This window comes from Pseudomonas sp. GP01-A4 (assembly GCF_058780865.1).
The window spans coordinates 72,523-91,208 of record NZ_JBYSWF010000022.1; the positions used below are offsets into that span (position 1 = coordinate 72,523).

Consider the following 18,686-nt stretch of genomic DNA (forward strand, 5'->3'; position numbering starts at 1 on the left):
TACGAGTCATTCACCTGTTCCTGTCTTTATCCCGCTGCGGCAATCACTAAAATGAACCCTACTCACAGAGGAACTCATCATGAATATCAAATGGCTCAGCCTGCTCCTGTTTTTCACCGCCGCCGGCGCCATGGCGGCCGGCAGCAATGAAGCGCTGGATATCCAACACGTTGTTTCAATCACGCCCGTGCCGGGCAGCTGCCAGGTAGAACCGGCGACCATGGTGTATCTCGACAGCCAGGGCGCCAGCCATACCGTCCACTACCAGGTCATGGGCACGTGCCAGGGCGGGGTTTAAAGCAGCTTCCAGGTGTAACTGAGGATCAGCCGGTTCTCGTCGATGTCGCTGCGGTAGTTTGAACGGGCCATGACATTGCGCACCCGAATGCCCAGGCCGCTCAATGTGCCGCTTTGCACCACATAGCCGATATCCAGGTCGCGCTCGCGATCCTTGCCTTCATAACCCGCGCCGGTGGTCACGTTGTTACCGGTGATATAACGCACGGTGGTGGTCAGCCCCGGAATGCCCAGCGCCACGAAGTCATAGTCGTACCGCACTTGCCAGGAGCGCTCGTCGGTGTAGGCAAACTCGTAGGTGGGTACTTCGTTGCCCAGCGGCGTGATGTTGGCGAAGACCCGCGGGAAGGCACTGTCGCCATACATGGCTTGATAACCGACGTAGAAGATATGGCCGCCATGCTTGGCCGACAGCAGCGAGAAAAACGCCTGGTTGTCGATCTTGCCGAGCAGTTTGTCGCCGTCTTCCCGGGCATCGTAGTAGCCGAGGTTGGCGCCGAGCGTCCACTCACCCATTGGCTGGCTGTGCTTGAGGCCGACAAAGTCCTGGCGGTAGATGTCCTTGAGTTGGCCATGCCAGTAGCTGACGCTGGTGCGGTTGGTGTTGAAGGCGTAGTCGCCGCCGACGTAGTTGAACCCATCACTTTCAGCGCCGCGTTGCGGCACATGGCCGAGCATGGCGATCATTTTCTCGTCGCCGGCTTCGTTGCGCAGGCGGGTGGTGGTCAAGTGCCCGGCCTGTAGCGCAAGGCCGGCGATTTCGCCGGAGCTGACACTCACGCCCTGATAGCTCGGCGGCAGCAAGCGGATATCGCTGAAGGCCAGCACCGGCAGGTTCGGTTGCAGTTCGCCGACCTTCAATTCGGTCCTGGAAAACCTGGCCTTGAAGGTCAGGCCCAAACGGCTGTAATCATGCGGGGCGCTGCCGTCGCCCTTGACCGGGAGCAGGCCGGTATTGGTGCGGTCCGGGCTGCTGTCGAGCTTGAGGCCGAGGGTGCCCAGGGCATCCAGGCCAAAGCCCACGGGCCCCGGGGTGTAGCCGGATTTATAGGTCAGGATAAAACCCTGGCCCCACTCCTCTGCCTTTGATTGCTTGTTGGCGCCGACGATGTCCGAGAAATCGCGGCTGAAGTAATAGTTGCGCGCCTGCAAGGTGGCGGTGGAGTCCTCGAAAAACCCGCCCTCGGCCGCCGTCGCCGCAAGGGGCACGCCCAACAGGGATAGCCAGATACGTTGTGTGTTCATGTCGTTGCTCTTAGTTATTGTTATCGACAGTTACTGCGCCGGGGCGGCGATCACCTCCTGCCGGCCCCGACGCTCATTCAGCGCATACGCCGTCATCGCCAGCACGGCGATGGCCCCGGGGATGGCAAAGGCCATGAAGTTCAGGTGCAGCGGCAGTTCAATCCCCATCAGCGCGCCGCCCAGCAGCGGGCCGACGATGGCGCCGGTACGACCGATACCGGAAGCCCAGCCCAGGCCGGTGGCTCGAATGTTCAAGCCATAGAGTTGTGCGGCGCCGGCGTACAGCAGGATTTGCGTGCCGATGGTGGTGGCGCCGGCAAAAAAGATCAGCAGGTACAGGACCGGCATCGGGCTCTTGATACCCAGCAGGCTGATGGAGAGCAGCGCGGCGATAAAGAAACCGATCACCACCTTCACCAGGTTAAGCCGGTCACACAGCCAGCCACCGACAAGCGCCCCGGCGATGCCGCCAAAATTCAGCGCCAGCAGGAACGACAGGCTCGATCCCAGGCTGTAACCGGCACCCGCCATCAGTTTGGGCAGCCAGGAACTCAGGGCGTAGACCATCAACAGGCAGCAGAAAAACGCGACCCAGATCGCCGCCGTCCTCAAGGCCAGGCCGTGTCGGAACAACTCCAGCACCGAAGCGCCCTTGCCTTTACCGGCGCTGACGAGCAGTTGGTCTTGCGGGTCGATCCGGGTCTGCGGCGACAGGCGCTTGAGCAGCTCACGCGCCTGTTCCTTGCGGCCCTGGCGAATCAGGAACCCGATGGACTCAGGCAGCCAGTACACAATCAACGGCATCAGCAGCAGCGGGATCGCCGCGGCGAAGAACATGGACGACCAGCCAAAACGCGGCAGCATGAAAATCCCCACGCCGGCCGACAGCATGCCGCCCAGCGAGTACCCGCCAAACATCACCGCCATCAGGATGCTGCGCATTTTCTTCGGTGCGTATTCGGTAATCAGTGCGGCCGCATTGGGCATCAGGCCGCCACAGCCGAGCCCGGCAATAAACCGGCAGATTCCGAACTCAGTCGGGTTGCTGGCAAAACCGTTAATCACCGTGGCGACGCTGAACAAGGCAAAGCAGATGGCGATGCCTTTGCGGCGACCGAACTTGTCGGCCAGGCTGCCGAAGACCAGCGCGCCGAACATCATCCCGAACAGCGCATAACTGCCCAGAGCGCCGGCCTGCAGGGGCGATAGTCCCCATTCCTTCATGATCGACGGCAAGACCACGCCGTAGATGAACAAGTCATAACCGTCAAAGATCAACAGCACAGCACACAGGCTGACCACCAGCCAGTGGAAACGATTGAAATGGGCATTATCGATAATCGAATTGACGTCATGGGTACGCATGGCAGTGCTCTCATTATTGTTGTTGTGAGTCAGTGTCTGCAGGTACGGCGCTGGGTCAGCCGAGGTCGCCGCCTCCTACCGGCAAGGTGACGCCCGTGATGTAGGAGGCCTCATCAGAGGCCAGAAACAGAATCGCGCCGGCTTGTTCGTCGATGCTGCCGTAGCGCTTCATCGGGCTGCTGTCGAGGGTCTGGTCGACGATCTGCTGGTACCAGACGCGCTCCTGGTCGCTCTGGGGCTGGCTGTTGCGCGGGATCCGCCGCGGTGGCGCCTCGGTGCCACCGGGTGCGGTGGCGTTGACCCGAATGCCGCTGCCGGCGGTCTCCAGGGCCAGGCACGCGGTCAGGGCGTTGACGCCGCCCTTGGCTGCGCCATACGGCACGCGATTCACTCCGCGCGTGGCCACGGACGAGACATTGACGATGGCACCGCTGCCCTGCTCCAGCATGTAGGGCAACACGCAATGGCAGCACCACAGGGTCGGGAACAGCGAGCGGCGCACCTCGGCTTCGATTTCGTTCTCGGCGTAGTGCTCGAAGGGCTTGGCCCAGATGGTCCCGCCGACGTTGTTGACCAGGATGTCGATACGCCCGAACCGCGCCTTGGCAGCGGCCATCACACGGGCACATTCGGCATGCTGCTCCAGGTCGGCGGTGAGGATCAGCGCCCGCTCATGCTGCAATTCATGCACGAGTTCCGAGCGATCGACGGCCACCAGCCAGGCGCCCTCTTCCAGCAAACGCTCGGCAACCCGCCGGCCGATGCCCTGGGCGGCGCCTGTCACCAGCGCAACCTGGGTGTTGAAACGTGGAGTCATGGGGGATTCCTCAGGCGGCGTCGCCGGTGACGATGGCGTTGGGGGTGAACTTCTCGTAGTGGAAGCTGGCGGGGGTGACGCCCTGGTTCTTGAAGTGCTGGCGTACCGCGTCGACCATCGGTGGCGGCCCGCACAGGTACACATCCACGTCGCCATCGTTCAGCACGTCAGCGGCCATGTGCTGGGTGACATACCCCTGCCGGGGGTGCGCGGTCTGGGGGTCGGCCACGCAGGTGACAAAACCGAAGTTGGGCAGGCGTTGGGCGAACGCCTCCAGCGCCTCGACCATCACCAGGTCCTGGTCCCGCGTCACGCCGTAGATCAGCGTGACCGGCCGGGTTTCCTCGCGCTCGGCCAACACTTCAAGCATCGACAGGAACGGCGCCACCCCCGTACCACCTGCCAGCAACAGCAGTGGCCGCGCCACTTCGCGCAGGTAGAAACTGCCCAGCGGCCCGGTCATCGGCACCGCGTCGCCCGGCTGGGCACGCTCCAGCCAGCCACTCATCAACCCGCCGGGCACATGCTTGATCAGGAAGCTCGCGCGTTTGTCGCCGGGGCGACTGCTGAAGGAATACGCGCGGGTCTGCCCACTGTCGGGCACGCCGATATTCACGTATTGCCCCGGCAGGAACACCGGCGCCTGATCCAGTTCGAAGCTGACTTCCAACGCTGCATCGGCATGCCGGGTAATACTCGCCACCGTCGCGGCAAATTGCGCGGTGCCGGTCTTGCAGGCACCGGACGGCACCGGCACGGCAATCACGCAGTCCGACTGCGGCACCATCTGGCAGGTGAGCACCTGGCGCTCAGCGGCTTCATCCTCGCTCAGAGCGTCTTCGATGTAGTCGTCGCCCAAATCATAGGCGCCGGTTTCACAGCGGCATTTGCAGGTGCCGCACACACCGTCGGAGCAGTCCATGGGCAGGTTGATACGTTGGCGAAAGGCCGCGTCGAGGACCTTTTCACCCACCTTGCAGTCGATGAAACGGGTTACCCCGTCCTCGAAGTTCAGGGCAATGGAGTACGTCATGGGCATGTCCTCAGATGTGGTAGATATCGATGACCTGATGGATGTAGTCGTTTTTCAGCACCACCTTCTTGCGCGTGATCAGCGGCTGTTCGGCGCGGATGTCGAGGCGATAGAACGAGGTACCGAAGTACGTATCCGTGGTCTTGTAGCGATGGCTGAGGGTTTGCCAGTTGAAACGCAACTCCACGTGCTGCCCGTCGTCGGCCAGCACTTCGAGGTTGGTGATCAGGTGCGCGGTGCGCGGCTCCGGGGTGCTGGCGCTGGAGCGCTCGGTCTTGATCCGGAACACCCGGTCTTCCAGGCCGTCGCGGCTGGGGTAATAAATCAGCGAGATTTCTCTCTGGGGGTCTTCGGTCAGCGTGTCGTGGTCGTCCCAGGCCGGCATCCAGTACTCGACCTTGGGTGAATAGCATTCGAGCCACTCATCCCACTGGCGGTCATCCAGCAGGCGGGCTTCGCGGTACAGAAAGTCCAGCAGGCGGTCACGGGAAGCACTCATGCCAGCACCTCCTTGTCCGTCGCGATCAAGCCTTGCTGCTCCCGTTCGATAGCGCGTTGCAGGCTCTGGGCCCAGTGGGCGTGCTGGCGCACGAACAGGCCTTCGTCCTCGGTCTTGACGCCACTGAGCTGCGGATTCATGCCCATGGCCCGGGCGTTTTCGTCAGGGCCTTCGACCCACTGTTTGGCGCCGCGGCTGAGGTCATTCCACAAGGTGGTCGCACCCTGGTAGCCGGTCTGGCAGGCGCGGAACTCTTCCAGATCGTCCGGTGTACCCATGCCGCTGACGTTGAAGAAATCTTCGTACTGGCGGATGCGCGTGGTGCGTTCCTCGGCACTTTCGCCCTTGGGCGCCATGCAATAGATCGTGACTTCGGTCTTGTCGACCGCGATTGGCCGTACCACGCGGATCTGCGTGGAGAACTGGTCCATCAGGTACACATTCGGGTAGAGGCACAGGTTGCGGGTTTGGTCGACGATAAAATCGGCGCGTTCCTGGCCCAGGCGCTCGGCCAGCGCCTCGCGATGGGCATGCACCGGACGCACTTCGGGGTTGAGCAGGCGCGTCCACAGCAGGATATGGCCATGCTCGTAGGCGTACACGCCGCCCAGGCTTTTCGACCAGCCATTGGCATCCACGGTGCGCGTGCCTTCGGCTTCGTAATTGCGCCGGCCCATGGTCGCCGAGTAGTTCCAGTGCACGGAGCTGACGTGATAACCGTCGGCGCCGTTTTCGATCTGCAGCTTCCAGTTGCCGTCATACACATATGACGAACTGCCCCGCAGCACCTCCAGCCCCAGCGGGGCCTGATCGACCATCTGGTCGATGATCACCCGGGTCTCACCCAGGTAGTCGCTCAGCTCCGGCACCGTCTCGCTGAGGCTGCCGAACAGGAAGCCGCGATAGTTTTCGAAGCGGCCAAGGCGTTTCAAGTCGTGGGAGCCGTCACAGTCGAAGCTGTCGGGGTAGGCGCCGGTCTTGGCGTCCTTCACTTTGAGCAGCTTGCCGGCGTTGCTGAAGGTCCAGCCGTGGAAAGGGCAGGTAAACGAGCCTTTGTTGCCTTGTTTACGGCGGCAGAGCATCGCGCCACGGTGGGCGCAGGCGTTGACCAGGCCGTGCAGCGTGCCGTGTTTGTCGCGGGTGATGACCACGGGCTGGCGGCCGATCCAGGTGGTGAAGTAGTCGTTGATCTCCGGCACCTGGCTTTCGTGCGCCAGGTAGACCCAACCGCCTTCGAAAATGTGCTTCATTTCCAGGGCAAACAGGTCGGGGTCGGTGAAGATGTCGCGGCGGCAGCGGAACACCCCAGTGGCGGGATCTTCCTGGACGGAGTCGCGCAATTGTCGGGCGAGTCGGTCGAATGTGCTGATCATGGGGTAGGCCCTCGGTTGTTCTTGTATCAGGCCCCCCCACCTTATGTGCTTGCCCTACCCCTCAATATCCGCTGACTGCAATTCGTTATCCGCCTGGCGCGAGCCGGCGCTTCCAGGTTTGCGAAGGCAGCTCGCCAAAGCGTTTGCGATAGGCCTCGGAGAACCGCCCCAAATGCACAAACCCATGATCCAGCGCCACCTCCGTCACGCTGCGCGCCGTGGCCAGTTGCAGCATGGCGTGCACCCGCTCCAGCTTGCGCTGGCGCATGTAGTCACGGGGTGACAGGCCGACCTGGCGTTCAAACAAGGTATACAACGAACGCTCGCTGACCCTGGCGATGGCCATCAGTTGTTCGACGCTGATGTCGTCGGCCAGGTGCTCATCGATGAACTGACGCACGGCTTCAAAGCCCCCACCCTGATCCGGTCGCGGAATCACCCGCAGGACGTTGCTGGCCAGCAGCGCCAACAGCTTGTTCGCCACAATGCGCTCGTACAGGCCCTGCACTTCGGGTTCGGCAGCGTTTTCGGCCTCATGGCAGATCAGCCCCAGCAATTGCAGGAACCCACCCATTTCGGCAAGTGCGTGGCGCGGCGCCGCAAAACGGATGCCCGGCTGCGGCAACGTCCAGTGCTGCTCAAGGCAGGCGTTTTCCAGCAGGCGCACGGGCACCTTGACGATGAATTTTTCGCAGTCGGCGGAATAGGTCAGGTCTACCGGGTCATCCGGGTTGATCAGCAGCACTTCGCCGGGGCCCAACACCTGCTCTTCGCCACGGGAGCTCGAGCGGCAGTGGCCGTGCAGCAGGATCTGCAGGTGGTAGATGGTTTCCAGCGCCACCGAGGTCACCCGCACCGGCGCGCCGTAGCTGATGCGGCACAGGTCCAGGCTGGAAAAGGTCCGGTGGCTGATGCTCGCCTGCGGGCGGCCCTTGGGCGGCAGGCGGATGCAGTGGCTGCCGACATGCTGGTTGACGTAGTCGGACACGGCATAGGCATCTGCACGGTCGAAAATCTGGCTGCGCTCACTCAATAGCACGGTCATGGTTGCGCCTTTTATTGTTATGGGCCCTGCGTATGTACTTCACCGCAGAGTGATGCGGGGGACGCAAGCCGTCCAATATTCAATAGGTGTTGCTTCATACCCCGAAGGTATCGTGGGTTCACTTTCGCTGCAAAACCGACTCACCGGCCTGGGGCGGCAGCCGCAGGTTATCCAGCAGCGCCACGCCGGCGATCACCGCCACTAGGAGAAACGTCAGCTGGAAATCGGCGGTGGCGGCCTGCCCGGTATTGCCGTGAAAATTCATGGCAAAACGTAACAACAGCGCGCCAATCGCCACGCCCATGGCCATGCTCAGCTGGAAGAACATGCTGAACAAGGTTGAGGCGTCGCTCATCTGCGCCTTGGGTATATCAGCGAACCCCAGGGTGTTGAACAAGGTGAACTGCATGGAGCGTGACAGGCCACCCACGAACAGAATGAACAGGATCAGCGCCCAGCTCATGCGCTCGTCCAGCAGCGCACAGGCCGCAATCGCGAGCACGCCAAGGATGCCGTTGATCATCAGCACCGAGCGAAAGCCCCAGCGCTGCATCACCGCCGTGGTGAACGGCTTCATCGCCAGGTTGCCGGCAAATACCGCGAGCACCAGCAACCCCGCATCGAATGCAGAAAGGCCGAACGCCAGTTGAAACATCAGCGGCAGCAGGAACGGCAAGGTGCTGATGGCCACCCGGAAAATCGACCCGCCGCACAGGCACACACTGAAGGTGCGCACGCTCACCACACCCAACGCCAGTAACGGCTGGGCATGCCGGCGCATATGGCGCCAGGCAAAGGCACCGAGCATCACGCCTGCAGCGCTGAGTAACAGGCCCTGCAACAAGCTGCCACGGCTTTGCCCGAGCAGTTCCACGCCGTACAACAGCGCCGCGCTGGCGACACCCACCAGCAGGAAGCCGCTGAAATCGAATGAGCGGGACGTGACCTCGTCGTGTTTGGGGATCAGTACCAGCGTGGCAATCAGCGCCAGCAGGCCCAGCGGCAGGTTGAGGTAGAAAATCCACGGCCAGGACGCGTGGGTAACGATAAACCCGCCCACCGGCGGCCCGAGTATCGGCGCCACCAGGCCGGGCCAGGTGATGAATGAAATCGCCCGCACCAGGTCTTTTTTCTCGGTAGCCCGCAGCACCGCCAGGCGCCCCACCGGCACCATCATCGCGCCGCTGATGCCCTGCAACACGCGCGCGGCGACGAAGGTCTGCAGGCTGTCGCTCCACCCGCACAGCAGTGACGACAGGCTGAACAGCACGATTGCCCAACCGAATACCCGCCGCGAGCCAAAGCGGTCGGCCAGCCAGCCGCTGATGGGAATGAACACCGCGACGGCGAGCATGTAGGCGCTCATGCCGATGTTCACGTCCACCGCGCCCACGCCGAAGGTTTTGGCGATGTCCGGCAACGCGGTCGCGATCACGGTGGCATCGAGGTTCTCCATGAAGAAGGTGACGGCGACCAACAAGGCAATCAGGGTTGAGCGGCGTTGGGAGGTCGACGTCATTGCTGTTCACTCATGGTTTCGAACCGGCACTTTATCAATAAGTGCGTCCTTTATGGTCCGCGAAATGCCTGCCTCACAACGTGGCGCCCGGTAACGAATTGCCCCGAATTGGGGTGCGCGCTTGCAAAAAACGGCTGTCTCACGCGTCAAAACCCATCAAAAACCTGGAAAAGTCATTAGTTGGCACGATACCCGCTTATTAGCCAATACAGGATTGTTGAACAATCCAAATCTCCCTGCATCCAGCAACCGAGGCGACGAACATGCAAAAAGGTCTGACGGGCAAGAACACCCTGCGCACATTGGCGCTAGCGATCACCCTGACGTGCGTGACGCCGCTGCTGTCGGCTGCCGAAATCAAGGGCACCCTGAAACCGGGCGAGCTGTCCATCGGCTCCGACCTCACCTACCCGCCTTACACCTACCTTGAGCAAAAGACCCCGGCCGGTTTCGACCCGGAGTTCATGCAACTGATGGGCAAGCAACTGGGGCTCAAACCACGTTTTCTCGACACCCGTTTCGCCAACCTGATCCTCGGCGTCAACGCCCGGCGTTTCGACGTGGTGGCCTCGGCGCTGTACGTCACCCCCGAGCGCGCCAAACAGGTGGATTTCCTCAGCTACCTGAAGACCGGTTCTTCGCTGATGGTGCTCAGCACCGGCGACTTCAAGCCCCAGCGCCCGGAAGACCTGTGCGGCAAGCGCGTCGGGTCGATCAAGGGCGCGTCGTGGGTGCCAAAGCTGAACAAGGTTTCGGCGGACTACTGCCTCCCTGCGGGCAAGCCGGCGATCGAGTCGCGTGAGTTCCCGACGTCCCCGGAGGCCGCCCAGGCCCTGCTCGCCCAGGCGGTGGACGTGCAGATGGAAGACGCGGCGGTCGCCAAGATCACCGTGGAAAAACTGCAAGGCAAAACCGTGATCAGCTCCAGCGAGTTGATCTACCCGGTGGTGGTCGGCCTGGCCGTGCGCAAGGAAAACCCGGCACTGCTCCAGGCGCTGACCGGCGCCCTGAGCCAGATCAAGCAGGACGGCAGCTACGGCAAGCTGCTGGCGCGCTACAACCTGGCCGAGCCGAACGCCGCCGAGATCAGTGCGGCACTGGGTAACTGAAACGCGGAGCACCTTTATGCAATTCGATTGGCACTACACCCTGGGCTTGTTATGGAACGGCGACTTCTGGCGAGCCGTCGGCACCGTGGTCGAACTGAGCCTGGAAACCTGGCTGCTGGGCATTGTGCTGGGGTTTTTCCTGGCCCTGGCGCGGCAGTCGGAGCGCCGCTGGCTGCGGGACTCCGCTGGCGTCTACATCTGGTTCTTCCGCAGCCTGCCGTTGCTGGTGCTGTTGATCTTCGTCTACAACCTGCCGCAGGTGTTTCCGTCCACCAGCGTGGTGTTGTCCAACCCCTACTCCGCGGGCCTGATCGCCCTGGTGCTGAGTGAGGCGGCCTACATCGCCGAGATCCATCGGGGCGGCCTGCTGGCGGTGGTCAAGGGGCAGCGCGAAGCCGGCAAGGCGCTGGGCGTGGGTTATCGCGGCGTGCAGCGGTTGATTGTGGTGCCGCAGGCGCTGCGGGTTGCGTTGCCGACACTGGCCAACGAATACATCACCATCGTCAAGCTCACCTCGCTGGTGTCGGTGATTTCGCTTTCGGAAATCCTGCTGGTGGGCCAACAACTCTACACCCAGAACTTCCTGGTAATGGAGACCATGCTGGCCGTGGCGTTCTATTACGTGTTCATCGTGACGGTGTTCAGTTGGCTGTTGCGGGTGCTGGAGAATCACCTGGACGTGACCCGGCGCAAACCCAAGGCCATCGCCCCCGCCGTGCTCGACCAGGTGGCCACGCGTCGTGCCCCCGGCCAGGCCGAGCCCGGCGAGTTTGCCTTGCAGGCCCGCGGGGTGCGCAAGGCCTATGGCGAACTGGAAGTGCTCAAGGGCGTCGAACTGAATGTGCGCTGGGGCGAGGTGGTGTCGATCATCGGCCCGTCAGGCTCTGGCAAGACCACGCTGATTCGTACCATGAACGGCCTCGAAAGCCTCGACCGTGGCGAAATCACCCTGCAAGGCCAGCCGTTCCTGCGTGGCAGCCAGGAGCCGCAAGGCGCGCTGGGGCACAAGGTGCATATGCGCGGCATCGTGCATGTCGGCATGGTGTTCCAGGGGTTCAACCTGTTCCCCCACAAAACTGCCCTTGAGAACGTGATGCTGGCGCCCGTCTACCATGCCCATGGTGGCGCCGAAGAACTTCGCCTGTTGAGCTTGGCCCTGCTGCGCAAGGTGGGCATGCTGGAGCACGCTGGCAAGTACCCGCATCAATTGTCCGGCGGCCAGCAGCAGCGTGTGGCAATTGCGCGGGCCTTGGCGATGCGGCCGTCGGTGATGCTGTTTGATGAGCCCACCTCAGCCCTTGACCCGGAGCTCGTGGGCGACGTGCTCGCGGTGATCGAAGAGCTGGCTCGCGAAGGCATGACCATGGTCATCGTGACCCATGAAATGAACTTCGCGTTCAAGCTCTCCGATCGCGTGGTGTTCATGGAGGGCGGCGAGATTATCCAGGACGCCGCACCGCGTGACATGCTCGAGCAACGCAGTGAACGCATGACCAAGTTCCTCAAAGACGTCCAACTGGCGTGAGCCCAAGGAGCCCCGACGTGAGCCAAGCCAAGGAACCCAGCCTGTCGCTGGCCGACCAGGTTGCCATCGAACTGCGCGAAGACATCATCGGTGGCCGCCTGCTGCCCGGCATGCCGCTGGTGGAAAGCGAACTGGTGAACGCCTACAACGCCTCGCGCAACACGGTGCGTGAAGCCTTGCACCACCTGGGCCGCGAAGGCCTGACCAGCTACGTGCGCAACAAAGGCGTGATCGTGCGCCGCCTGGGGGTAGAGGAAGTGCGTGACATCTTCAAGGTGCGACGCACCCTGGAGCTGCAGGCCATCGCCGCCAGCAAGCCGCTGCGCGAATACCAGTCCGACCTGATGCTGGAGTCCATCGAGGCCGCGCAACTGGCCCAGGACCGCGAGAACTGGCAAGCCTTCGGCACCCACAGCCTGCGCTTTCATCAACACATTGTCGGGCTGATGCGCAGCCCGTTGCTGGACGAGTTTTTTACCCATATTGCAGCCCAGATGCGCCTGGTGTTTTCCAACGCGCCCAGCGAGGAAACCTTCCAGAAGCCCTGGCTGGAGCGCGACCGGCAGATTCACGACTTGCTGGTTGACGGCCACAAGCAAGCCGCCGGCGAAGCCCTGGCCAGCTACCTCAATGACTCCGATTCGTTGCTGCTGGACATCCTGAGCAGCATTCCAAAACCCTGAAGCGAGGACCCACCATGTACAAGGACTACCCAGCGGCCTACCAAGTCAGCAAAGGCGCTGCCTTGCAGGTCGACAAAGCCTTTTATGACCGCGTACGCGAGTCCCGGGACGGGCGCACCCTGATCGAGCAATTCGAAGTGCCGATCCGCACCGGCCGCGCCTGGAAAGTACCGGCAGGCCATGTGTTCCGCGTGACCACGCCGGTTGGCCCGCAGGTCGGCGACTTCAACGTGTGGAGCGCCAACGACCCCCGCGAACGCATGTGGGCGGCGCGCACCCGCCAGCTGCAAGGCGCGCACGTCACCACCTACGACCGCCTATGGTCGAACCTGCCGTTTTTGCGGCCGATGGTCACCATCACCGACGACAGCCTGGCCGGCTATGGCATCGACGAACACGGCGGGCGCCTGCATGACTTGCTGGGCACGCGCTGCGACCCTTACGTGAACAAGATGCTCACGGGCGAAGACTTCCACCACCACTGCCACTCCAACCTGACCCGCGCCGTGCTGCCCCATGGCCTGACCGAGTTCGACGTGCACGACGTGCTGAACATTTTCCAGTGCACCGGCCTCAATCACGACGACATGTACTTCATGAAAGCCTGCCCGGCCAAGCAGGGCGACTATCTGGAGTTCTTCGCCGAAATCGACCTGCTGTGTGCCCTCTCCACCTGCCCCGGTGGCGACCTGTCGCTGCCGATGTGGGGCCCGGATGCGGAAGACCCGTTGAAGGTCTGCCGTCCGCTGGGGGTGGAAATCTACCGCCTCGACGACGCGCTGCTGGAGGGCTGGAAACAACCCGAGCGCGCCGCCTATAACGGCAACCATGGCCTGCTGATTGCCAAGGCTGACTGGGAAAAGTAACGGGCAGACCGACACCTGGGGCGCCGCGCCTCAGGTGTTCTGCGCAATCCTGCGGCTGATGAAACTGAAGGCCAGAACAATAAATATCAGCACGCCGGTTGCCACCTGCTGCCAGTAGAAGTTCCAGCCGATCAACAGCAAGCCATTGGCGATGACGTTGATGAACAGCACCCCCAGCAACGTGCCCGGAATATTCGCCCGGCCCTGGCGGTTCAATGTGGTGCCGATAAACACCGCACCAATCGCATTCAGCAGGAACGCATTGCCCGACAGCGGCACGTAGGCGCTCACCGTCGAACTGAGCAGGATCCCCGCCACCGCGCACGCCAGCGCCGCCGCCAGCACCGTGGTGGTGACGATGCGCCGCACCGACAACCCCGAGTAATACGCCAGCAGCGGCTGGGTACCCTGGGCCAGCAGTTCGCGCCCCAGGCGTCCACGGGCCAGCAACAGGCCGTAGACCACGGCCAATACCAGCACGATCAACAGCGGCAAGGGCACGCCCAACGGGCTGAAGCTCGCCAGTTCCGGCTTGAAACCCTGGGCGATATAAATTGGCTGGCCGCCGTCCGAGAGCAGTTGCTGGGCACTGGTGCCGATAAACAAGGTGCCGAGGGTGGCCAGGAACGGGCTGATCCGCAGCCCCGCGATCAAGCCGGCATTGAACAGTCCTACCAGCAGCTTGGCGGCCAACGCACCGGCAATCGCCACACCCAGCCCGTGCCCGGCGTTAAGCAACACCACGAAGCTGAAGCTGGCGAAATCCAGCGCGGTGCCTACCGACAGATCGATGCCACCGGCCGCCACCGCATAGGTCATGCCGATCGCAACAATCGCCAGCAGCACGAAGTTATTCAGCACCAGGCTTTTCAGGTTGCCGCCACTGAGAAACCCCGGGGCCTGCCAGGCAAACACCACCACGATGGCCACGAACACCAGCGGCAACGTCAGGGGCAACAGCGAACGCCAGCCGCCATGGGCTTGCAGGATGGATACCTGACTCATGAATGTTCTCCCCGGTTCAATGCGCTGGAAGCGGCGACCACCAGCAGAATCAGCACGCCCTGGACACCGTTGACCCAGAAGCTCGATACGTTGAGCAACTGAAACCCGTTGATCAAAAAGCCGATCAACAGCGTCGCGAGCAAGGTGCCGGGGATGCTAGCCACCAGTCGCCGGGAAAACACCACGCCAAGAAAGGCTATGGCGACCACCGACAACAGCATGTCGCCGGAGCCGGTGGTGCTGCCGCTGAAAAATGCTGCTGAACACAACGCCGCCACCGCGGCACACAGCCCAGACAGCAAATAACTGGAGAGTACGTAGGCCGGCACTCGAATCCCGGCGGCCTCGGCGGCGTGCGGGTACTCGCCGACGGCATGCAGGCGCAGCCCATAGGCGGTGTGCTGGATCAGCAGCGTCAACACAAAGGCCGTCACCAGCAACACCCAGGCGAGTGCCGGCACGCCCAGCCAGGTCCCGCCACTGAGCAGGTCGAGCAACGGTGAGTCAGTCGAGACCACGGTGTTTTCGGTGAGGACCAGCTCCAGCCCGGCCAGTACATTCATGCTTGCCAGCGTTGCGAGCAACGGTGGCAAGCGCAGCACCACCACGGCCAGGCCATTGAGCAGGCCCACCGCCAGGCCGCAACCCAAGGTCAGCAGCAGGCTTGCCCACAGGTCGAGGCCTGCGTTGTTGAGTCGACTGAACACGGCCGCGCACAAGCCCAAATTGGCCGCCAGCGACAGATCAAGCCCGCCCGCCACCACGTTGGAGCCGCCGCCGATAATCACGCAGGTCAGGCCGAAGGCAAGTACGCCGAGGATCGCCGACTGGCTGAACACATTCGCGATATTGCCGACTGAAAAGAAGTTCGGCGCGGCGACGGCAAAGCCCAGCAAAATCGCGAGGAATACGCCCACCGAGCCGCGCCGCAACAGCAGTACCCATAACCGTTGGGACAAGCCAGGAGTAGCAGCTTCAAGCAGGGACATGCGCCACCTCCTGTTTCACCTGCACAGCCACTGTGGACTGCACCGCACCCGTGGCACACGCCAACAGTTGATCACTGCCCGCCTCACCGGCATGGAACTCCCCGGCTATTTCACCGCGATGCAGCACCAGGATGCGGTCGCAGATCCCCAACAGCTCGGGCAAATCCGAAGACAGCACCAGCACCGCTGCGCCCTCTTCCACCAGCCGCCCGATCACGCGATAAATCTCGACCTTGGCGCCGACGTCCACACCTACGCACGGTTCGTCCAACAGGTACACCGCCGAGCGCCGGCTCAGCCATTTGCCCAGGGCGACTTTCTGCTGGTTGCCGCCGCTGAGCTGGCTGACGGCAGCCTGCGGGCCCGGCGTCTTGATCGCCAACTCGTCGATCAGCCGCAGGCTTTCGGCCTGCTCCTTACGCTGGCTCAGTAACCCCCAGCGACTGAAACGCCCAAGCCCGGCGAGCGTGAGGTTTTCCAGCACCGACAGCAGCGGTGAAATCCCCTGGCTGCGGCGTTCTTCCGGCACCAGTGCAATCCCTTGGGCAATGGCTTCTCCGGGTGAACGCAGGCGCAACAAACGCCCCTCCAGATGAATGCTGCCGCTGTCGGCGCGCACCACACCGAACAGGGTCTTGAGCAGGTCCTTGGCGCCCGACCCGACCAGCCCGGTGAGGCCGACGATCTCGCCCCGACGCAATTCCAGGTCGATCTGCCGGTAGCGCCGGGCCAGGCTCAGGCCGCGCACCTGCAGCAATGGTTCGCCGAACTCGACCTGCGCCTTGGGGTACATCTCCTGGACCTCGCGGTTGACCATCAACCGCGCAATCTGCGCGCTGGAGGTGTGCCGTGGCTCAACCACGGCCACATCTCGACCATTGCGCAACACCGTCACTTCATCGCACAGGCTGTCGATTTCCTGCAGGTAATGGGAGATGTAGAGAATCGACAAACCCTGGTCCCGCAGGCGCTTGACGATCCGCAGCAGCTGGTCGACTTCGCGCTTGACCAGCGCCACGCTGGGCTCGTCGAACACCAGGATCTTCGGCTGGCGAATCAACGCCCGGGTGATTTGCAGCACCTGGCGCTCGGCGCTGTTCAGCTCGCCTACCAACGCGTCGGCGGGCAGTTGCAGCTCAAAATATTCCGCCAGCAAACGTTCGGCCTCGCGCTGCTGCCGGCGCCGATCCACAAACGGACCCCGGCGTAATTCATGCCCGAAAAACAACGCCTCGCCCACGGTAAAACTCGCCGGTAACAGCCGCTCCTGATGGATGAACTGCACGCCCAGCGCGTCCACCTGGCGCGGCGACAGTGCGGCATACGGCTGGCCGTCAATGCTCACCTGCCCCGAGTCCGCTTTGTGGATCCCCGCCAGGACCTTGATCAAGGTCGACTTGCCGGCACCGTTCTCGCCCACCAGGCCGTGAATGGTGCCGCGCTCGACCTTCAGGCTCGCATCATCCAGCGCCAGGGTGGCGCCGAAGCGTTTGCGCAGGTGCTGCAAGTGCAACGCGGCCATCAATCACCCCGCAGTTGCTGGACCTGCGCCAGGTTGGCGGCGGTGGTCAGCAGCGTCGGCACATGGGTTTCCTTGGGCAGGTCGCGCTGCCCGGCCAGGTAGCGGGCCACGTTCTGCACAGCAGTCTTGCCGATCAGCGCCGGTTGCTGGGCGACTACCGCGCCCACCGGCGAATTGGCCTGGCCGAGCAGCTCCAGTACCTCCGGCGTACCGTCCACGCCGTAGGTCTTGATCTCGGTGCGCTTGGCGTCGATCAACGCCTTGCTTGCCCCCAGTTGCGGAATGTCCCACGCCGCCCAGATCGCCGAGACACTGCCGGCCGGGTACTTGTTGAGCAATGCGGACACCTGGGAATAGGCATCCTGCACGGTGTTGGGGATCACATCCCGCAGCTCCGGCTCGATGATTTCCAGTTGCGGGTGATCCTTGAGCGCCAGCTTCAACTGGTCGTAGCGAATCGCGCACACCGGCACGCCGTAGAAGCCGTTGAACACCAGGATCTTGCCCTTGCCGCCGGCATCCTTGATCAACTGATCGGCCAGGGCCTTGCCGGTGGCGACATTATCCGAGGTGGTGTTGTTGAGGCTGTACTGCGACGGCGCGTCGATGGTGAACAGCGGGATGCCGGCCTTGCTGATGCGCTTGAGCCACGGGTCGATCACGCTCAGGGTGCCGAGGGTCTGGATCACCGCATCGGGTTTCTGGGTGACTACGGTTTGCAGTTGGGTCACCAGGTTCTTGTCATTGCGCCCGGCGTCGAGGGTGATGGGCGTGCCGCCGAGGCGCTTGATCTCGTCGACCTGGGCCTGGAAGGCCTTGATATCGAAGTAGTGACTGGTGCCGGTCATGCTCACGGCAATGCGCTTGCCGGCCAGGGACGGCACCGCGTCATCGCCCTCGGCGGCCTGGGACACGGCGGCGTGGCCCAGCAACAACGCTGCGCCGAGCAAGATGTAACGTGAACGCGAGAAAAAGGTGCAAGGCATACAGGGCTCCGCTGAGCAACGGGTGAAAGGGTTCACCTGTGTGCATTGCAGAGCCCATGCCATAAATTATTTTCAATAAAATCAACGCGATAAAAACAATGGACGAGGCCTTGCTGTCTCGAGCAAACCACAACTGTCCGATTGCTGTTGCCCAGCCAACAGTTGCACACACCCAGGACCGTCGCGCGCTGCACGATCATTCAATATCCGGCCGGCCGTTAGGCCTAACTTAAGGCTCCAATGTCCTGAAACCCTGGAACCTACAATGCCCGCCTCCCACGCTTCGACGAATTACGCCTCGATCAACTTCGCCGAGAAATACACCCTGTTCAGCGAGCAATGGGCGCCCAAGGTCGTCGCGCAGATGAACGACTACCAGTTCAAGGTGGTGAAGATCGAAGGTGACTTCATCTGGCACGACCATGCCGACACCGATGAAACCTTTATCGTCCTCGAAGGCACCCTGCGCATCGACTTCCGCGACGGCGCGGTGACCATCGGCCAAGGGGAAATGTACGTGGTGCCCAAGGGCGTCGAGCACAAGCCGCACGCATTGGGTGAGGTAAAGTTGCTGTTGATCGAACCCTGCGGCGTGCTGAACACCGGCAGTGAGGGTGGCGAGCGTACGGCAATCAACGACGTGTGGATTTAGCACCTTCCGGCGTTGCCTGTTTGGGCTAGTCTTTACCTCACAGTTACTCCAGACCAGGAGCACGCGTGATGAACAGGCAGCTCAGGAAAACCTCAGCCCTCGTGATTGCCCTGATGGCGTTGATGGGCAACGTCTCCGCTGGCACTGGCGCCTGCC

The 18,686-nt window shown here is 62.6% G+C and carries 18 protein-coding genes; 6 read left to right on the plus strand and 12 right to left on the minus strand.

The genetic code is table 11. The features are described from left to right. Positions 1–79: 79 nt before the first annotated feature. The gene (locus tag AC3WKX_RS15170; protein WP_003210829.1) at positions 80–298 is read left to right on the plus strand and encodes a DUF2790 domain-containing protein; all 219 of its coding nucleotides are present in this window, start codon (positions 80–82) and stop codon (positions 296–298) included. On the opposite strand, the gene AC3WKX_RS15175 is transcribed toward AC3WKX_RS15170, so the two are convergent. The 8 genes from AC3WKX_RS15175 to AC3WKX_RS15210 all read right to left on the minus strand — a co-directional run bounded on the left by AC3WKX_RS15175 (position 295) and on the right by AC3WKX_RS15210 (position 9,193). Continuing rightward, positions 295–1,542: an OprD family porin gene (locus AC3WKX_RS15175; RefSeq protein ID WP_102604629.1), complete on the minus strand. Its 1,248-nt coding sequence runs from the start codon at positions 1,540–1,542 to the stop codon at positions 295–297. The genes AC3WKX_RS15170 and AC3WKX_RS15175 overlap by 4 nt on opposite strands. Positions 1,543–1,572: 30 nt before the next feature. Continuing rightward, positions 1,573–2,907 carry an MFS transporter gene (locus tag AC3WKX_RS15180; protein WP_008433830.1) on the minus strand — a complete coding sequence of 445 codons (1,335 nt, stop codon included), beginning with the start codon at positions 2,905–2,907 and terminating at the stop codon, positions 1,573–1,575. Positions 2,908–2,962: 55 nt separating this feature from the next. Next, positions 2,963–3,724 (minus strand): 1,6-dihydroxycyclohexa-2,4-diene-1-carboxylate dehydrogenase, encoded by a 762-nt coding sequence (locus AC3WKX_RS15185; RefSeq protein ID WP_008433831.1) that lies wholly within the window; start codon positions 3,722–3,724, stop codon positions 2,963–2,965. 10 nt (positions 3,725–3,734) lie between these two features. Further along, on the minus strand, positions 3,735–4,757 hold the full coding sequence (gene benC, locus AC3WKX_RS15190; RefSeq protein ID WP_102604628.1) for a benzoate 1,2-dioxygenase electron transfer component BenC: 1,023 nt from the start codon (positions 4,755–4,757) through the stop codon (positions 3,735–3,737). 10 nt (positions 4,758–4,767) lie between these two features. Next, complete coding sequence (gene benB, locus AC3WKX_RS15195; protein WP_102604627.1) at positions 4,768–5,256, minus strand: benzoate 1,2-dioxygenase small subunit; 489 nt, start codon at positions 5,254–5,256, stop codon at positions 4,768–4,770. Beyond that, a complete protein-coding gene (locus AC3WKX_RS15200) occupies positions 5,253–6,629 on the minus strand; it encodes a Rieske 2Fe-2S domain-containing protein (RefSeq protein ID WP_003210841.1) in 1,377 nt (458 codons plus the stop codon). The genes benB and AC3WKX_RS15200 overlap by 4 nt, the downstream gene beginning before the upstream one ends. An 85-nt stretch (positions 6,630–6,714) precedes the next feature. After that, on the minus strand, positions 6,715–7,674 hold the full coding sequence (locus AC3WKX_RS15205; RefSeq protein WP_102604626.1) for an AraC family transcriptional regulator: 960 nt from the start codon (positions 7,672–7,674) through the stop codon (positions 6,715–6,717). Between the two features lie 118 nt (positions 7,675–7,792). After that, a complete protein-coding gene (locus AC3WKX_RS15210; RefSeq protein WP_102604625.1) occupies positions 7,793–9,193 on the minus strand; it encodes a DHA2 family efflux MFS transporter permease subunit in 1,401 nt (466 codons plus the stop codon). 263 nt (positions 9,194–9,456) lie between these two features. Between AC3WKX_RS15210 and AC3WKX_RS15215 the strand changes: the two genes are divergently transcribed. Genes AC3WKX_RS15215 through AC3WKX_RS15230 form a run of 4 tightly spaced genes read left to right on the plus strand, consistent with a single transcriptional unit; the run spans position 9,457 to position 13,376 of the window. Next, complete coding sequence (locus tag AC3WKX_RS15215; RefSeq protein ID WP_102604624.1) at positions 9,457–10,302, plus strand: ABC transporter substrate-binding protein; 846 nt, start codon at positions 9,457–9,459, stop codon at positions 10,300–10,302. Positions 10,303–10,318: 16 nt separating this feature from the next. After that, positions 10,319–11,827: an amino acid ABC transporter permease/ATP-binding protein gene (locus AC3WKX_RS15220; RefSeq protein WP_102604623.1), complete on the plus strand. Its 1,509-nt coding sequence runs from the start codon at positions 10,319–10,321 to the stop codon at positions 11,825–11,827. Positions 11,828–11,844: 17 nt separating this feature from the next. Beyond that, the gene (locus tag AC3WKX_RS15225) at positions 11,845–12,510 is read left to right on the plus strand and encodes a GntR family transcriptional regulator (RefSeq protein ID WP_102604622.1); all 666 of its coding nucleotides are present in this window, start codon (positions 11,845–11,847) and stop codon (positions 12,508–12,510) included. Between the two features lie 14 nt (positions 12,511–12,524). Next, positions 12,525–13,376 carry an urea carboxylase-associated family protein gene (locus AC3WKX_RS15230; RefSeq protein WP_102604621.1) on the plus strand — a complete coding sequence of 284 codons (852 nt, stop codon included), beginning with the start codon at positions 12,525–12,527 and terminating at the stop codon, positions 13,374–13,376. A gap of 30 nt (positions 13,377–13,406) precedes the next feature. Here AC3WKX_RS15230 and AC3WKX_RS15235 read toward each other — a convergent pair whose 3' ends face one another. The 4 genes from AC3WKX_RS15235 to AC3WKX_RS15250 are packed head-to-tail and all read right to left on the minus strand — an operon-like array spanning position 13,407 to position 17,878. Beyond that, complete coding sequence (locus AC3WKX_RS15235) at positions 13,407–14,381, minus strand: ABC transporter permease (RefSeq protein WP_102604620.1); 975 nt, start codon at positions 14,379–14,381, stop codon at positions 13,407–13,409. Next, positions 14,378–15,370 carry an ABC transporter permease gene (locus tag AC3WKX_RS15240; RefSeq protein ID WP_102369138.1) on the minus strand — a complete coding sequence of 331 codons (993 nt, stop codon included), beginning with the start codon at positions 15,368–15,370 and terminating at the stop codon, positions 14,378–14,380. The genes AC3WKX_RS15235 and AC3WKX_RS15240 overlap by 4 nt, the downstream gene beginning before the upstream one ends. Next, a complete protein-coding gene (locus tag AC3WKX_RS15245; RefSeq protein ID WP_102604619.1) occupies positions 15,357–16,892 on the minus strand; it encodes a sugar ABC transporter ATP-binding protein in 1,536 nt (511 codons plus the stop codon). Before AC3WKX_RS15245 ends, AC3WKX_RS15240 begins: the two co-directional genes overlap by 14 nt. Beyond that, positions 16,892–17,878: a sugar ABC transporter substrate-binding protein gene (locus AC3WKX_RS15250; RefSeq protein WP_003210861.1), complete on the minus strand. Its 987-nt coding sequence runs from the start codon at positions 17,876–17,878 to the stop codon at positions 16,892–16,894. The genes AC3WKX_RS15245 and AC3WKX_RS15250 overlap by 1 nt, the downstream gene beginning before the upstream one ends. Before the next feature lie 265 nt (positions 17,879–18,143). Here AC3WKX_RS15250 and AC3WKX_RS15255 point away from each other — a divergent pair, with 265 nt between their 5' ends. Then, a complete protein-coding gene (locus AC3WKX_RS15255; protein WP_102604618.1) occupies positions 18,144–18,530 on the plus strand; it encodes a cupin domain-containing protein in 387 nt (128 codons plus the stop codon). Positions 18,531–18,686 lie beyond the last annotated feature (156 nt).

Excerpts from the sequence above, each read along its gene's own strand:
- AC3WKX_RS15170 (WP_003210829.1), top strand. The coding sequence starts at position 80 with ATGAATATCAAATGGCTCAGCCTGCTCCTGTTTTTCACCGCCGCCGGC.
- AC3WKX_RS15175 (WP_102604629.1), bottom strand. The coding sequence starts at position 1,542 with ATGAACACACAACGTATCTGGCTATCCCTGTTGGGCGTGCCCCTTGCG.
- AC3WKX_RS15180 (WP_008433830.1), bottom strand. The coding sequence starts at position 2,907 with ATGCGTACCCATGACGTCAATTCGATTATCGATAATGCCCATTTCAAT.
- AC3WKX_RS15185 (WP_008433831.1), bottom strand. The coding sequence starts at position 3,724 with ATGACTCCACGTTTCAACACCCAGGTTGCGCTGGTGACAGGCGCCGCC.
- benC (WP_102604628.1), bottom strand. The coding sequence starts at position 4,757 with ATGACGTACTCCATTGCCCTGAACTTCGAGGACGGGGTAACCCGTTTC.
- benB (WP_102604627.1), bottom strand. The coding sequence starts at position 5,256 with ATGAGTGCTTCCCGTGACCGCCTGCTGGACTTTCTGTACCGCGAAGCC.
- AC3WKX_RS15200 (WP_003210841.1), bottom strand. The coding sequence starts at position 6,629 with ATGATCAGCACATTCGACCGACTCGCCCGACAATTGCGCGACTCCGTC.
- AC3WKX_RS15205 (WP_102604626.1), bottom strand. The coding sequence starts at position 7,674 with ATGACCGTGCTATTGAGTGAGCGCAGCCAGATTTTCGACCGTGCAGAT.
- AC3WKX_RS15210 (WP_102604625.1), bottom strand. The coding sequence starts at position 9,193 with ATGACGTCGACCTCCCAACGCCGCTCAACCCTGATTGCCTTGTTGGTC.
- AC3WKX_RS15215 (WP_102604624.1), top strand. The coding sequence starts at position 9,457 with ATGCAAAAAGGTCTGACGGGCAAGAACACCCTGCGCACATTGGCGCTA.
- AC3WKX_RS15220 (WP_102604623.1), top strand. The coding sequence starts at position 10,319 with ATGCAATTCGATTGGCACTACACCCTGGGCTTGTTATGGAACGGCGAC.
- AC3WKX_RS15230 (WP_102604621.1), top strand. The coding sequence starts at position 12,525 with ATGTACAAGGACTACCCAGCGGCCTACCAAGTCAGCAAAGGCGCTGCC.
- AC3WKX_RS15235 (WP_102604620.1), bottom strand. The coding sequence starts at position 14,381 with ATGAGTCAGGTATCCATCCTGCAAGCCCATGGCGGCTGGCGTTCGCTG.
- AC3WKX_RS15240 (WP_102369138.1), bottom strand. The coding sequence starts at position 15,370 with ATGTCCCTGCTTGAAGCTGCTACTCCTGGCTTGTCCCAACGGTTATGG.
- AC3WKX_RS15245 (WP_102604619.1), bottom strand. The coding sequence starts at position 16,892 with ATGGCCGCGTTGCACTTGCAGCACCTGCGCAAACGCTTCGGCGCCACC.
- AC3WKX_RS15250 (WP_003210861.1), bottom strand. The coding sequence starts at position 17,878 with ATGCCTTGCACCTTTTTCTCGCGTTCACGTTACATCTTGCTCGGCGCA.
- AC3WKX_RS15255 (WP_102604618.1), top strand. The coding sequence starts at position 18,144 with ATGCCCGCCTCCCACGCTTCGACGAATTACGCCTCGATCAACTTCGCC.